This window comes from Actinomadura sp. K4S16 (assembly GCF_008327685.1).
GTDB lineage: Bacteria > Actinomycetota > Actinomycetes > Streptosporangiales > Streptosporangiaceae > Spirillospora.
On record NZ_BDDE01000034.1, the window covers coordinates 52,593 to 67,102 of the forward strand.

Below are 14,510 nucleotides of genomic sequence, written 5' to 3' on the forward strand. Positions count from 1 at the left end.
AACGGGGGTGTGCGTGATCGTGACGCGCCGTAAGGTGCTGTCGGATGTGATTGCCTCGATCCGCTGCGTAGGAGACGACCCCAGGTGAGTTCCCCCCGGCTGCCGGACCATCTCGAAGTGCTGCTCACTGAGGAGCCGGTCCTCGACGTGTACGCGTACGGCCCGTGGCGCGTGCCTGACGGCTTGTACGAGAAGATGCGCGAGCGCGCGGTCGCCTACAACACCGACCAGCGCGCCCTCGTGCTGACGCGGCAGCTCAGCGACTTCTACGGGAGCGACACCAGCGCCGCGGGGGCGGAGCAGTGGTCGCTGCTGACGTTCCTGCTGGGCGCGTCGGCGGTGCGCGGCGGGTCGCGCGGCGATGTCGACTACGAGCTGCTGTCGGACTTCCTGGCGACGCCCGAGTCGGCGGTGCGGGACCCGGTGGCGTGGTTCACCCAGGGCGGGCGGTGGCGTCCGCCGGGCCTGTGGCTGCCCGAGCCGGCCGGAGACGACCGGGAGCGCCGCGCGGTGATGTACGAGCTGGCGCGGGCCGGGCTGGAGGTCTTCGAGGGCCTGGAGCCGCTGGAGCGGCGCCGGCGGGCGCTGATGGGCCTGTTCGACCGGCGCGCCGCCGACCCGGCGCTGCGCGAGGCGGACATGACCGTCCCCAACCGGCGGCTGGAGGAGGTGTGGGTCTCCGGCCTGACCGACGAGGAACTGGCCGTCCTGCCCGAGCTCGCCGGTCCGGTGGGCTACCTGGGCTGGGTGTGCGAGGGGCTGGACGCCGCGCACGAGCGGCTGGCCGGAGCCGTGGCCGACGGGGAAGGGCCCGACGACGCCCTGGCGCGCCTGCTGCTGGCGGCGGACGCCGCGGTCGTCCCGGCCGAACTGGCGGTCGTGCTGGGCGGCCCCCGCTACGAGAACGTGGAGGAGCGGTTCCGCGCGGCGCGGGAGGGCTTCGCCGCCGAGGCGTGGCAGTACGACGTGCGGGCGTGGCTGGCGCGCGGCCTGGTCGCGGGCGAGGCGGACGCGGCCCGCGCCTGGCTGGACATGGCGGTGCGGTTCACCGGCGCGGTGCAGGGCCTGCCGGAGGCGCCGGTAAGCCCGCGCTGCCGGGTGCCGGTGCGCCCGTTCCAGGTCGACCTGCGGCGCCTGTTCACCGTCCGCCGGGTCTTCAACACCCTGAAGTTCGGCGGCGGCGAGGGCGACGAGCGGACCTCCGGGACCGAGCCCGAGCCCGTGACCGAGGGCGGGGCGCGGCTGGTCGGGCAGCCGGAGCTGGCGCGGGCGGTGCAGGACGCGGTGGCGGCGCGGCTGGCCGACCAGCGGCCGGTCCGGCTGCTGATCGCCGGGCCGGAGGGCACCGGGAAGGGCACCGCGGCCGAGATCGTCGAGGAGCTGCTGGCCGGGCGCGGCGCCGTCCGCGAGGCGCTGTGGATCTCCGACCAGGTCTTCGCCTCGCTCGGCGTGAGCGAGGCCGTCCTGTGGCTGCAGGCCCGCGTCCGCGAGTGCCTGGAGCACCGGATGCTCCTGGTCGTGGACGACCTGGAGAAGCTCGCCGCGCACGAGCGCTGCGGCGCCGCCGCGGCCGAGGAGCTGCGCCGGCTCATGGCGCGCTCGCCGTCCCTGAACGTCGTCGCGCTGTGCCGCCCCGGCGGCGACCGGCGGCTGTTCGACGCCAACCCCGCGCTGGTCCGGGCGTTCGAGGCCGCCCGCACCCGCGACTTCACCGAGGACGACTTCGCCGAGCTGTTCACCCTGGCCGTCGCGCGGCGCGGCGCGCGGGCCGGCGAGCAGGTCGCCGCGGCCGCGGGCGCCCTGCTCCGCCGCACCCCGCCGCTGCTGAACCTGCGCGGCGCCCGGCTGGTGGAGCACATGGCGGCCCAGGCCGTCGCCGCCGCCGACCGCCGGGCCCGCCAGGAAGCAGCGGACGCACCGGACGGACAGGGCGGACCGGACGGGGCGGACGCCGGGCCGCTGGAGGTCACCGCCGCCGACCTGCCGCAGCGGCTCATCGCGGGCCGTCCCGACGAGTCCGACCCGCTCGCCGAGCTGGCCGCCTGCGTCGGCATCGAGCCCGTCAAGCGGGAGGTCGAGGCGCTGATCGCCGAGGCCAACGCGGCGCGGCTGCGCCGCGAGGCGGGCATGACGGCGCGGACGCGGCTGCGGCACCTGGTCTTCACCGGGAACCCCGGAACCGGCAAGGGCAAGGTCGCGCGGATCCTCGGCCGGATCTACGCCGACATCGGCGTGCTGTCGTCCGGCCACATGGTCGAGGTGGAGCGCGCCGACCTGCTCGGCGAGTACGCCAGCGAGAGCGTGCTGCGCGTGCGCCGGGCGGTCGAGCAGGCCCACGGCGGCGTCCTGGTCGTCCGCGACGCGCACGCCCTGGTGTCGGCCGCGGCCGACGCGGCGCGCGGCCGCGAGGTGCTGGACGTGCTGCTGACCAGCGTCCAGGCGCACACCGACGACCTCGTCGTCGTGCTGACCGGTCCGGAGGCGGAGATGAACGGGCTGCTGAAGGCGCACCCCGACCTCGCCGCCGCCTTCCCCCGCACGCTCCGCTTCCCCGACCTCACCGACGAGGAGCTGGTGGAGGTGTTCACCGCCAAGGCCGCCGACTCGGGGTTCGAGCTCGCCCCCGGCGTCCTGGACAAGGTGCGCGCGCTGGTCGAGGCGGCGCCGCGCGAGCGCGGGATCGGCAACGTCCGCATCATGACGAACCTGCTGGAACGGGCCGTCGCGATGCAGGGGCGCCGCGTCCTCGCGGACGGGATCGTCGACGAGGACGAGTCCCTCGACGTGATCCTGCCGGAGGACGTCCCCGACACCCTCACCCGCGGCCGCGACGACGTCCCCGGCGACCCGCTCGCGGAGATCGAGCGGCTGATCGGCCTGGCCGACATCAAGCGGGAGGTGGCCGCGCTGGTCGCCGAGGTCCGCGCGGAGCAGCTGCGGCGCGACGCCAAGGTGTCACCGGCGCCGCCGGCCCGGCACATGGTGTTCTCCGGCAACCCGGGCACCGCCAAGACGACGATCGCGCGGCTGATCGCCGCCGTGTTCGCCCGGCTCGGCCTGCTGTCGTCCGGGCACCTGGTGGAGGTCACCCGCGCCGACCTCGTCGCCGAGTTCATCGGGCAGACCGCGCCGCGGGTGCGGGACGCGGTCGGCCGCGCCCTCGGCGGCGTCCTGTTCGTGGACGAGGCGTACACGCTGGCCTCCGGCGGCGGCGACCGGCGCGACTTCGGCCACGAGGCGATCGCCGAGCTGCTGCGGCTGATGGAGGAGCACCGCGGCGACCTGGTGGTCATCGTCGCGGGCTACGACGCCGAGATGGAGCGGTTCCTGGACGCCAACCCGGGGCTGAAGTCGCGGTTCCCGAAGCGGCTGCGCTTCCCCGACTACACCGACGACGAGCTCGTCACGATCTTCGAGTTCATGGCGGCGGAGGACGGGTTCGCGCTCGCCCCCGGGATCCTGGAAGAACTGCGCCGCCTCGTCGCGGCCCAGCCGCGCGGCTCCTCGTTCGGCAACGCCCGGCTCGTCCGCAACCTGCTGGAGGCGGCGATCTCCCGGCAGGCGCAGCGCATCACCGCCAAGGAGGACGCGGCGCCCGGCGAGATCGACCCGGCCGAGGTGGCGCTGCTGCGCCCCGAGGACCTGCCCGAGGCGCCGCCCCGCGAGGACGAGGGAGGGTACGGCCCCTACATCTAGGGCGGCCCGTCGCCGGGAACACGAGGGCTCAGCCGGCTTCCGCGGCCAGCCCGTCCGCCGCGGGGCCGGCCGCGCCGGTCCGCGGCCCGGCCGCCCCGTAGGCCGACGCCTGGAGCGAGTACAGGTCGGCGTAGAGGCCGCCCCGGGCCATCAGCGCGGCGTGGCCGCCCTCCTCGATCACCTCGCCGTGCTCCAGGACGTAGATCCGGTCGGCGTAGCGGACGCTGGCGAGCCGGTGGGTGATGAGCAGGACGGTCCGGCCGTCGGCGTGCGTGCGGATCCGCTCGAACAGCTGGTGCTCGGCGCGGGCGTCCAGGGCGGCGGTCGGCTCGTCGCAGATCAGCAGCGGCGCGTCCCGGTAGAACCCGCGGGCCACGGCGAGCCGCTGCCACTGCCCGCCCGACAGCTCGGCGCCGCCCTTGAACCGGCGGTCCAGCAGCGTGCCGTACCCGAGGGCGAGCCCGGCGACGACCTCGTCGGCGCCGGAGGCGCGGGCGGCGCCGAGCATCGCCGGGTCCTCGTCCCCGCCCTCGGCGGGCTCGCCGCCGCGGCCCATCGTGATGTTCTGCCGCGCGGTCATCGGCCAGTGCGTGTACTCCTGCGCGATGACGGCGACGCGCTCCCACACCTCGGCCGGGTCCACCTCCGCCAGCGGCACGCCGTCCCAGCGCACCTCGCCGGCGTCCGGGTCGTACAGGCCCGCCATGATCTTGGCGAGGGTCGTCTTGCCGGAGCCGTTCTCGCCGACGAGCGCGACCACCTCGCCCTTGCGCAGGTCCAGCGAGACGCCCCTGAGGGACGGCGTCTCGGCGCCCGGGTAGGTGAACTCCACGTCCCGGACGCTGATCAGCCCGAAGTCGTCGGGGAGCCGCGCGCGCCGCGCCGCCGCGGCGGCGGGCAGCGCCCGGCGCGGGATACGCCGCTCGGCGGCCTCGCAGAACGCCAGGTAGTCGCCGAAGTACAGGCCCTCCTCGTAGCACCGGTTGACCGCGAACACCAGATTGGCCAGGGACGACTGGCCCGAGCGGATCGCGAGGACCGCCGTGCCCGCGACCGCCAGCGGCACCGCCCCCTTCCACAGCATGACGCCGAGCGCGACGTAGACCAGCGCCGTCGCCACGCCCTTGCCCACGTCTCCGGTGACCTTCACGACGGTCTGCCTGCGGGCCACGTCCAGCTCGACCCGCCGCTGGTGGGAGGCGGACCGGTCGTACTGGTCCAGCAGGAAGCGCCGCATCGTGAACGAGCGCACCTCGGCGGCGTGCCGCCGCTCCACCATCAGGTCGGACAGGATCCACTTGCGGCGCGTCACCCCGATCAGCGACAGCATCATCAGGTACCGCATCCGCGCGCTGCGGACCGACGCCCAGCCCTCCGGCACGGCGGTGAGGAGCAGCAGCGGCAGCAGGATCGGATGCAGCACGCCGAGCGTCCCGGCCGCCGCGACCATGCCGATGAGGCCCGTCAGGACGTCCACGGCGTGCCGGACCACCTGGGGCGCCGACATCATGCCGCGCCCCTCCGCCCGCTTCAGGTCGTCCAGGAAGTCCGAGTCGTCCAGCGCGGTCAGGTCCACCGCGGTCGTCGTCTCGTACAGCCGCAGCTCGACCAGCCGCTCCACCTGCGGCTCCAGCCGGGACTGCGCCCAGCCCGCGCCCGCCAGCAGCCCCGCCCGCAGCGCCACCGCCCCCGCGACCATCGCCAGCGACGGCAGGGCGTCGACCCGCGACGGGGTCGGCGCCTCGCTGAACAGCGCGGTCAGCACGCCGGTCGTGGCCAGCAGCCAGAACGCGGTGAAGAACCCCGCGGCGATGTTGAGCGAGACGGTCGCGAGCGCGTCGGCGCGGCTCGCCCGCCAGGCCAGCCCCGCGGCCTGGACGATCATCGACGGGAGCCGCCGCGCGATCGTGGCCATCCCCGTCTCGGTGAGTTCCCTGTCCTTCGCGTGCCAGGTGAGGATCACCTCGGGGAATCCCTGGTCGGGGACCGCCTCCGGGCGGTGGCGGCGGCGCCGGAACGTCCGGCGCGGCCTGGATGTCCTGGGAGAACGCCGTCGTGTGCCCATGCGCCGCCCCTCCGCGCGTACTACCGGCCACGGGCAGTGTGCGCCCTTAGGGGGACGATGTCCGCTTCTTTTCTCACAGAGGGCGGTGATTTGTGGGTGTGGACAATCATGCGCCGGACGGACGCGGCGCGCGTCCGGGTTGTCTAGGGTCTACGCCATGACGGACGGCTGGCCGGACGGCCGGACACGTAAGGAGGGCGGCCGCGTGGCGCGCAGCAGAGACCACTCCGCACGCGCGGAGCACCACCACGCCGCCTACGGGCGGGACACCTACGAGGACCCGTACGACGACCCGTACGCTGGCGACCAGCTCGCCGGGGGACGGGTCGAGCAGGGCGGCCCCTACGGCGGCGCGCCCTACCGGCGGCGGCGCCGGCGGCGCTGGCCGCGCGTGCTCGGCGCCCTGCTGGCCGTGCTCCTGGTGGTCGTCGTCGGCGGCTACTTCTACCTGGACTCCCGGCTGAAGCGCGAGTCGGTCCTCGTCGACTACCCGGGCCGGGTCGCCGACACCCCGGGGACGAACTGGCTGATCGTCGGGTCCGACAGCCGCGAGGGCCTGTCCAAGGACGACCAGAAGCGCCTCGCGACCGGGTTCGCCTCCGGGCGCCGCACCGACTCGATGATGCTGCTGCACTACGGCTCCGGCGGGACGTCGCTCATCAGCCTGCCGCGCGACTCCTACCTCCCGATCCCCGGGCACGGCTCGAACAAGCTGAACGCCGCCTTCGCCTTCGGCGGCCCCAAGCTGCTCGTCCAGACCGTGGAGAAGGCCACCGGGCTGCACATCGACCACTACGCCGAGATCGGCTTCGGCGGCTTCGTGGGCGTCGTGGACGCCGTCGGCGGCGTCGACATCTGCGTCAAGGAGAACATCAAGGACCGCAAGGCGGGGCTGAACCTCAAGGCGGGATGCCAGACGCTGAACGGCGGCGAGGCGCTCGGCTACGTCCGGACCCGCGCCTTCGCCCGCGCCGACCTCGAACGCGTGGAGCACCAGCGGCAGTTCTTCGGCGCGCTGATGAAGAAGGCGACGAGCCCCGGCACCATGCTCAACCCGTTCCGCAGCGTCCCGCTGGCCATGAACGCCACCAGCAACTTCCTGGTGGACGACGGCGACCACCTGTACGACCTGGTCCGCATGATGTGGGCGATGAAGGGCGTCAGCGGCGGGAGCGGCGTGACGACCACCGTCCCGATAGGCGGCAGCGGCAGCTCGGCCGCCGCGGGCTCCTACATCACGTGGGACAGGTCCAAGGCGTCCACGCTGTTCGGCGCGCTCAAGCAGGACCAGGAGATCCCGCCGAACGTCATCACGAAGTGACGGGCCGCGCCCGGCGCGGAGTGACGGGTCGGGCGCTGCAATAGAGTCGGGGCATGTCCGAAGCGACGCCAGACGGCGGGAACCTGGACGAGTTGACGTCCAAGGAGCTGTACGAGCGAGCGATGGGTCTCGCCAAGGAGCGGCACGACGTCGGCTTCCTGTGGGACCTGCTGCGCGCCATCCCGGCCGCCGCGGCGGCCACGGGTGAGGTCGACCGGGCCGAGTTCGACCTCTTCCACGGCCTGTCGCTGCTGGAGGAGTTCACGCACGCCGGAGAGGGCGAGATGGCGGACGCGCTGCGGCCGTTCTACATCGACTACCTCGCGCGGCACGCCAAGGGGACCTGACCCGCCCTTTGTCCCCTCTTGATCTCTCATCGGCCACCCTGGGGAATCACGGAGAGTAAGTGATCCAGTGCAGAGGGTGGTCGTAGTGAACAAGAAGTACATGAAGGTCGCCGCCATCGCCTTCGTGGCGTGGTACGTCATCAGCCGGCCCCAGGGGGCGGCGCACCTCGTCAACAACGCCCTGAGCGGGCTCGGGAACGCCGCCGAGTCGTTGTCGCAGTTCATGAGCGCCATTCCGAACTGACGGCCGGCTCTCCGGCTCCCTGCCCCGCCGGTGCGGGGGTTCTCAACGGGACGCCACCAAGCGGTTGCCCACACGTCACAGTAAAATCGCGCTTTGCGGGCAGACGCGGCGGGGCACAATGGGATCGGGTCGATTGTGTCGCGCGCTACAAAAGGGACGGCGTTACGGATGAAGAAGAACCTCCGCTATGTGGCGATCGCCTTCGTCATCTTCTACTTGCTGAGCTCACCGACGGATGCGGCAGGAGTGGTCAACAACGCCTTCGACCAGCTGGGCAACGCGGGCAACCAGCTCGCCTCCTTCGTGAACGCCTTGGGCAAGTGACGGGCGCCCTGGGCGCGTGAGCGCGGCCGGCGGCGCGGGCACCCCGGCCGCCGGCGGCATCGGCGGCGTGGACGGGGCCGATCCGCGGAGCGATCTCCTAGGATCGGCCACATGTCTGTCTTCGACGTAGAGATCGAGGCCCTGCGGGGCGGACCCGCGGACCTCGGGCAGTACCGGGGCAAGGCCGTGCTGATCGTCAATGTCGCCTCCAAGTGCGGCCTCACTCCGCAGTACTCCGGCCTGGAGAAGCTGCAGGAGACGTACGCCGGACGCGGCTTCACCGTCCTCGGCGTCCCCTGCAACCAGTTCATGGGCCAGGAGCCCGGCAGCTCCGAGGAGATCGCCGAGTTCTGCTCGACGACCTACGGGGTCACCTTCCCGATGACCGAGAAGGTCGAGGTCAACGGCGAGGGCCGCCACCCGCTGTACCGCGAGCTCGTCGACGTCCCTGACGCCGAGGGCCACACCGGCGACATCCGCTGGAACTTCGAGAAGTTCCTGATCGCCCCGGACGGCGCCGTCGCGGCGCGCTTCGCGCCCCAGGCCGAGCCGGAGTCCGCCGAGGTCGTCGCCGCCATCGAGAAGACCCTCCCGGCCTGACCACCCGCTCCCCGCGCCCGGGCCGCGTCCCCGCGCACGGGCCGCGTCCCGTGCGGGGACCGCCTCCCGCGCACGGACAGGGTCCGTGCGCGGGTTCGGCGTGCGCGGAGCGCGGACGTGCTCTTGGGCGGCCTCCCGGTCATTGACCGGGCCGTGCGGGGGCGTGTTCTCGGCGAGCGGGGGCATGCGTCCGGGTGTGAATCGCGCCACAGCGCGGAGGCGTTGCCTCCTATTCGATGGCGCGTCTAGCTTGTGGGTTCGCGATATGACGTGGAGGTGCCCCCATGGGCGGATGGACGGCCCGCGACATCCCGGATCTGCGCGGGCGGCGGGCGATCGTGACCGGCGCCAACAGCGGCATCGGCTACCACACCGCGCTCCAGCTCGCGCGGCACGGCGCCTCCGTGGTGCTGGCCTGCCGCAGCGCCGAACGCGGCCGGGCCGCCGTCGAGCGGATGAAGGCCGCCGCGCCGGAGGCCGATCTCGTCCTCGCCTCCCTGGACCTCGCCGACCTGGCGTCCGTCCGGGACTTCGCGTCCCGGTACGGCGAGGCCCCGCTCGACATCCTGGTCAACAACGCCGGGGTCATGGCGATCCCGCGCCGCTCCACCGCCGACGGCTTCGAGATGCAGTTCGGCACCAACCACCTGGGCCACTTCGCGCTGACCGGGCTCCTGCTGCCCGCGCTGCGCGCCGCCCCGTCCGCCCGCGTCGTGACCGTCACCTCGGGCTTCGCCTGGACGGGCCGCCTCGACTTCGACGACCTGCAGGGCGAGCGCCGGTACCGCAAGTGGGCCGCCTACGGCCAGGCCAAGCTCGCCAACCTCGTCTTCGCCAAGGAACTGGACCGGCGCGTCCCCGAGGTGACCAGCGTCGCCGCCCACCCCGGGTACGCCGCGACCAACCTCCAGCAGACGGGGCCGCGCATGCAGGGCAGCACCCTCATGGAGAAGGCCACGGGACTCGGCAACGCGGTGTTCGCGCAGTCCGCCGCCGCGGGCGCGCTCCCGTCCCTCTACGCCGCGACGGCGCCGGACGTGCGCGGCGGCGCCTGCTACGGGCCCCGCCTGTTCCAGTACCGCGGCGCCCCGGCCAAGGTCGCCACGCCCAAGCAGGCGGACCAGCCCGGCCTGGGCGAGCGCCTCTGGGAGGTGTCCGAGGCCCTCACGGGCGTCACCTACGCCGAGACGCCCGCCTAGCGCGGCCCGTGGTCACGGGCCCCGGCTGATGTCCCAGTCGAGGGTGGCGGGGACGGAGCCTTCGAGGGTGAGGAGCCAGCGCTTGACCTCCACGCCGGAGCCGCCGCTGTAGCCGCCGAGGCCGTTCGAGGCGACGACGCGGTGGCACGGGACGATCAGGGGGATCGGGTTGCCGCCCATCACCTGGCCGATGACCTGGGCATGGACACCGGTTCCGCTGCGCTCTCCCAGCTCGCCGTAGGTCAGGACCCGCCCGTACGGGACGGTCTCGTACAGCGTCGAGAGCACCTGCCGCTGGACGTCGGACGTGAGCCGCCAGTCGATGGGCAGTTCGAAGTGCTTCAGGTCGCCGGCGAAGTAGTCGCGCAGCGCCGCCAGGGCGGGGGCCAGGCGGCCGGGGGCGTCCACGACCGGCAGCCCGGCCGCCTTGGCGGTGCGGGCGCGGGCGGCCGGGGTGTCGTGGAAGTGCAGCGCGACGACGCCCGTCTCGGTCTCGGCGACGAGCAGGCGGCCGAGCACGGTGTCGACCGTGCCGAACGCAAGGGTCTCGGTCATTGTTCAGCGCTCCTTCCCGCCGGGCTCAGCGTCCCATATCGGACCGGCGCTTCCGTCAACACCGTGTACTCGGGTCAACACCGGTACTCGGGTCAACACCGCCGCGGGCCCTCACGTTGCGAGCGTGCGGTGCAGGCGGGCGGACTCCTTCACCAGGCGGCTGGAGCCGCCGCGCGCCGCGACGTCCTGGACGGCCGGGATCGCGCCCCTGGCGCCGGTCGCCTCCGCCAGGCGGGTCGCCAGGGCGAGGAGGTCGGGCATGCCGGTCGCGGCGCGCTCGCCGGGGGCCGGCAGCGCGTGCGGGAGCGCCGCGGCGAGGATCGTCCACACGCCGGAGTGCCCGCCGCCGTCGGCGGCGGCCGTGAGGGCCTTGACGGCGCGGGGGAGGACGAGGCGCTTCAGCGCGGCGAGGCGTCCGAGGGCCGTTCCCGTCTCGGCGGCGGGCAGGGCGCCCCGGGCGCTGAGGACGAGGAGCGCCTCGACCGCGTCGGCGCGCTCGTTCTGGCTCTGGTGGGCGAGCACGTGGGCGAGCAGCGTCCCGGTGGCGGAACCGGTGGGCCCGTCGGCCTCCGCCAGGTCGAGCATGATGGCGCCCTGGTCCAGGTCGATCTCGTCCGCTCCCGCCAGGTGGGGGACGAGATGCGCGGCAGCCACCTCGCGGTGGGACGGCAGGACCGACGGCCAGAACCCCTGGGCCGAACTGATCCCCGCCGTCCCGAAGTCCGTCCAGCCGTCTTCGGGGAAGGCGCACAGGTGGGCGATGTCGGAGCCACCGGGGACGTCCACTGTGGACAGGACCCGGCTCGGCAGCCGGACCGTCCGGCCGCGGACGGCCGCCAGGGGTTTGTCGAGGATCGCGCACTCGACGGCGGGGTCGGCTAGGCCGCCGTCCGCCAGCCACGCCGCGAGGGTCTGGCCGGCCTTGGACTCCAGCTGTCCCGCGCGCGCCGCGGCGGCCGGGTCGATCTCGCGGGGCACGCGCAGCATCGCCTGCATGAGGTCGGCGCGCCCCGGCTCGGCGCCCGCCGCCTCGATCCTCTCGAGCCGCGCGACCAGGACGCCGGGGTCGACGTGGCCGCTGCCCTCGGTCGGGGTCGCGAGGAGGACGGGCACCCTCCCCACCGCGGACGCGATCTCGTGCCTGCGCAGGGTGAGGAAGCGCTCCAGCTGCGGGTCGAACACCGTCCCGGACTTGCGGGACCGCCCCTTCAGCAGGGAGGTGAGCGCCTCGACAAGGCCGTGCGACCTCGGCGGGCGCAGGAGGCTCTGCACCGGGAACGCGATCCAGCTCGCCCGGACAAAGTTGCGCCAGTACGCGTGGTCGTCGCCGTCCAGGATCCAGCGCGCGCGGTCGGCGGCGGGTTTCCGGAGCGCCGCGCGCGTCCCCTCCGGGTCGCGGTAGGCGTACTCGACGAGCGCGGCCAGGAAGCGTTCGGACGTGCGCCACTCCTCGTCGGCCCGCAGCAGGACCGCGAACTCCTCGGCCAGTTCGGCGAGGGAGCCGATCGGGACGGGCGCCTCGCGCGGGGTGAAGGGCGGCGGGCCGGGGGACGGCTCGGGAGCGGCCGCCGCCTCGACCTCGCCGAACGCCCCCGCGATCGGCTCGCGCAGGACGGCCGGCAGGTCGCCCGCGGCGGCGCGGATCTCCTGGTGGACGGCCTTGCTCGCGTGGCCCGCGTGCTTGACCGCGAGCGCGACGGCGCGTTCGCGCAGGTCGAGGGCGTCCGAGGTGAACACGGCCGTGACGGCGCGCAGGGTGGCGTCGACCCGGTCGCGCTTGCGGGCCGTGCGGTCGAGCCAGGTCAGCGCGGCCTGGACGAGCTTCTTCTCGGGGCGGAACAGCAGCGCGCCCGCGGCCTCGTCGAACAACCCGGCGTCGAGCCGTCCCAGGTCGTCGACCCGGCGGACCTGGCGCAGGGCGAGGCCGGCGACGGTGGAGGGCGCGGCCGGGAGCAGGCGGACGTAGTCGCGGGCGCGGGCGGCCGTCTCGTCGTCGGTCGGCTCCAGCGCGTCGTGCAGCGCGATGAACCAGCGCAGGTCGCGGGCGGTGCCGCCGCGAAGGAAGCGGCTGACGCAGCCGTCCAGCAGGAGGGTGCGGTCGAGCCGCCCGGCTTCGGCCATGGCGGCCAGGGTGCCGGCCCAGGTGCCCTTGCGCGCCCTGTCCCACCGGAGTCTCGCCTCGTCCTCGGCGAGGGCGCCGCCAACGGCCTCGACCTCGAACAGCCTCGGGACGAGCACGTCGAGGAACGGGTCGTCGGCCCGGGGAAGGGCGCGCTCGGTCACCCAGCTGACGACGAAACCGTCAGATTCTGGGACGATCCCGGCCGATTTGGCCAGGGTCGCCGCGATGTGCCACTGAGCCCGCTCGCCGCCGGACAGGCGGATGCGGGCGGCGACGCGGTGCGCGACGTCGGCGCGCCATTCGTCCGGGCGCGCGGCGGTGACCTCGCACAGGGCCGCGCGGAAGTCGGCGAAGTCGTCCCGGGTCCACCACAGCCGCAGCTCCCGGCGGCACAGCCACGCGGCCGCGGCCGCGGCACCGCCGAACGTGCCCGCCCCGAGGACCAGAAGCGGCCCGAACGCCTCGCGGTCCAGCCAGCCGTACTCCGTCGCGGCGCGCATCGCCTTCAGCCGGTCGGGCAGGTCCTTCGCGATGGCGCGGCGGCCGGCCTCGTCGAGCTCGCCGGCCAGGCGCACCGTCTGCGCCAGGTCGCCGGCGTCGATCGCCTTCTGGAACTCGTCCGGGGCCCTCATCGGACGGCCTCCACAGCGGTCTCGCGGCGGACGATCCGCGCGGCGAGGACGTGCTTGCACGGGCCGCGCTCGCCCCGATGGTCGTACCACCATGGACAGGTGCAGGTGGCCCGGTCGCCGTCGAAGCGGACCCGGCGCTCACCGCCGTTGCTGAGGACGACCGCCGCGTCCTCGGCGGTGAACCGCACCGCGCCCTCCGCGACCAGCGCGCGCGCCGAACGCAGCCGCGGGTTGAGGTCGGCCACCCGCGCCGGGTCGTAGGGCAGTTCGCGATGGAAGAACGCGGCCTCGGCGGCGTCGAAGCCGACGCGGCCGGACGTCCCGAGCTGGACCAGCGCCGCCCTCGTCCGCGCGGGGGTGAGCCCCGACCGCTCGGCCAGCAGGCCCGGCTCCACCCGCGGCTCGAAGGACAGCAGCGCGCCGAGCAGGTCGGCGTCCGCCGCCGCCTCGTCGGTCGAGACGGCGTCCAGCACGGCGCCCTCCCCGGAGAAGCCGCGCGAGTGCTGCGGCGACAGCGTCAGGACGTACCGCATGCCGGGCAGCTCCAGCTCCCAGACGCTCGCCACCGGCCCGCTCCCGGCGGCGACGGGCGGCCCGTAGACGCGCAGCGCCTTCGCGAAGCGCAGCAGCGGCTGCATCGTCCGGAGCCGGTCGGGTCCGGCCAGGCAGACCGCGCCGGGGGACGGGCGCGCCGCGACCCGCAGCGTCCGGCCCGCCGGAACCGCCCACAGCGGCTCGCGCCCCCCGCGCGGCAGCGACCGCAGGAACCGCACCGCGTCGGCCGCGCTCAGCTCCCCGCGCGGGTCGAACCCGGCCGTGATGACCTGGACTTCGGCGAAGCCCCGGAGCCAGCGGTCGGGCAGCGGGACCTTCTTCTCCACCACGGCCCCGTCCAGCGTGGTGACGGCCATCTCCCCGGCGCCGACCGCCAGGTGCAGCGGATCGGACCCCCCCACCCGGGCGAGCGCCTCGCGCAGGGGCCCGTTCACGTCCACGTTCGTCGTGCCGCGCTCGTGGACCTCGCCGTCCAGCGCCGGTTCGAGGACGTCCAGCCGCGCGTACACGCCGCCGCAGGCGGAGAAGGACTCCATCCGGATCCGGTCGCCGCTGCACGTGACGACCGGATCCCGGAACGCAGTGGGACGCGGCTGGTGGTACCTGGTCTGGGCGACGTCGGCCAGCGCGAGCAGGCCGGCCGCCGCGGGCGCCGCCTGCGTCAGCACGCCGCTGAAGAAGTGCGGGTTCGCCTGCGGCCCGCTGCTCGTCGTCCCGCCGGACGTGGAGAGCCCCAGGAGCCCCTCGTCCAGGCCGGACGGCCTCGTGTACCGGTACGACTGCGCGGCCCCTGCCGCCACCGTGCTGCTCGCCATGCCGGGAAACGTAGGGCTCGGTACCGACAAATCAG

General features: G+C 74.3%; 11 protein-coding genes. 7 read left to right on the plus strand and 4 right to left on the minus strand.

The annotated features are described in order from the left end of the window. Nucleotides 1-84 precede the first annotated feature (84 nt). Complete coding sequence (locus K4S16_RS43710; RefSeq protein ID WP_149265020.1) at nucleotides 85-3,696, plus strand: AAA family ATPase; 3,612 nt, start codon at nucleotides 85-87, stop codon at nucleotides 3,694-3,696. 28 nt (nucleotides 3,697-3,724) lie between these two features. Here K4S16_RS43710 and K4S16_RS43715 read toward each other — a convergent pair whose 3' ends face one another. Further along, complete coding sequence (locus tag K4S16_RS43715) at nucleotides 3,725-5,761, minus strand: ABC transporter ATP-binding protein (RefSeq protein WP_149265021.1); 2,037 nt, start codon at nucleotides 5,759-5,761, stop codon at nucleotides 3,725-3,727. A 205-nt stretch (nucleotides 5,762-5,966) separates the two neighbouring features. Here K4S16_RS43715 and K4S16_RS43720 point away from each other — a divergent pair, with 205 nt between their 5' ends. The 6 genes from K4S16_RS43720 to K4S16_RS43735 all read left to right on the plus strand — a co-directional run bounded on the left by K4S16_RS43720 (nucleotide 5,967) and on the right by K4S16_RS43735 (nucleotide 9,796). Next, a complete protein-coding gene (locus tag K4S16_RS43720) occupies nucleotides 5,967-7,082 on the plus strand; it encodes an LCP family protein (protein WP_235037458.1) in 1,116 nt (371 codons plus the stop codon). Nucleotides 7,083-7,135: 53 nt separating this feature from the next. Then, entirely contained in the window at nucleotides 7,136-7,429 is a 294-nt protein-coding gene (locus K4S16_RS43725) for a hypothetical protein (RefSeq protein WP_149265023.1), read from the plus strand. Nucleotides 7,430-7,514: 85 nt separating this feature from the next. After that, a complete protein-coding gene (locus K4S16_RS45385; RefSeq protein ID WP_200842475.1) occupies nucleotides 7,515-7,673 on the plus strand; it encodes a hypothetical protein in 159 nt (52 codons plus the stop codon). 168 nt (nucleotides 7,674-7,841) lie between these two features. Next, nucleotides 7,842-7,997, plus strand: a complete 156-nt coding sequence (locus K4S16_RS45390; protein WP_168221308.1) for a hypothetical protein — start codon at nucleotides 7,842-7,844, stop codon at nucleotides 7,995-7,997. Nucleotides 7,998-8,108: 111 nt separating this feature from the next. After that, nucleotides 8,109-8,597 carry a glutathione peroxidase gene (locus tag K4S16_RS43730; protein ID WP_149265024.1) on the plus strand — a complete coding sequence of 163 codons (489 nt, stop codon included), beginning with the start codon at nucleotides 8,109-8,111 and terminating at the stop codon, nucleotides 8,595-8,597. Nucleotides 8,598-8,881: 284 nt separating this feature from the next. Then, entirely contained in the window at nucleotides 8,882-9,796 is a 915-nt protein-coding gene (locus K4S16_RS43735; RefSeq protein ID WP_149265025.1) for an oxidoreductase, read from the plus strand. Nucleotides 9,797-9,808: 12 nt separating this feature from the next. Here the strand turns inward: K4S16_RS43735 and K4S16_RS43740 are convergent, their stop codons facing one another. The 3 genes from K4S16_RS43740 to K4S16_RS43750 form a co-directional block, all read right to left on the minus strand. Continuing rightward, a complete protein-coding gene (locus K4S16_RS43740; RefSeq protein ID WP_149265026.1) occupies nucleotides 9,809-10,351 on the minus strand; it encodes a methylated-DNA--[protein]-cysteine S-methyltransferase in 543 nt (180 codons plus the stop codon). A 111-nt stretch (nucleotides 10,352-10,462) separates the two neighbouring features. Then, nucleotides 10,463-13,105 carry a DUF6493 family protein gene (locus K4S16_RS43745; protein WP_149265027.1) on the minus strand — a complete coding sequence of 881 codons (2,643 nt, stop codon included), beginning with the start codon at nucleotides 13,103-13,105 and terminating at the stop codon, nucleotides 10,463-10,465. Then, a complete protein-coding gene (locus K4S16_RS43750; RefSeq protein ID WP_149265028.1) occupies nucleotides 13,102-14,475 on the minus strand; it encodes an SWIM zinc finger family protein in 1,374 nt (457 codons plus the stop codon). Before K4S16_RS43750 ends, K4S16_RS43745 begins: the two co-directional genes overlap by 4 nt. Nucleotides 14,476-14,510 lie beyond the last annotated feature (35 nt).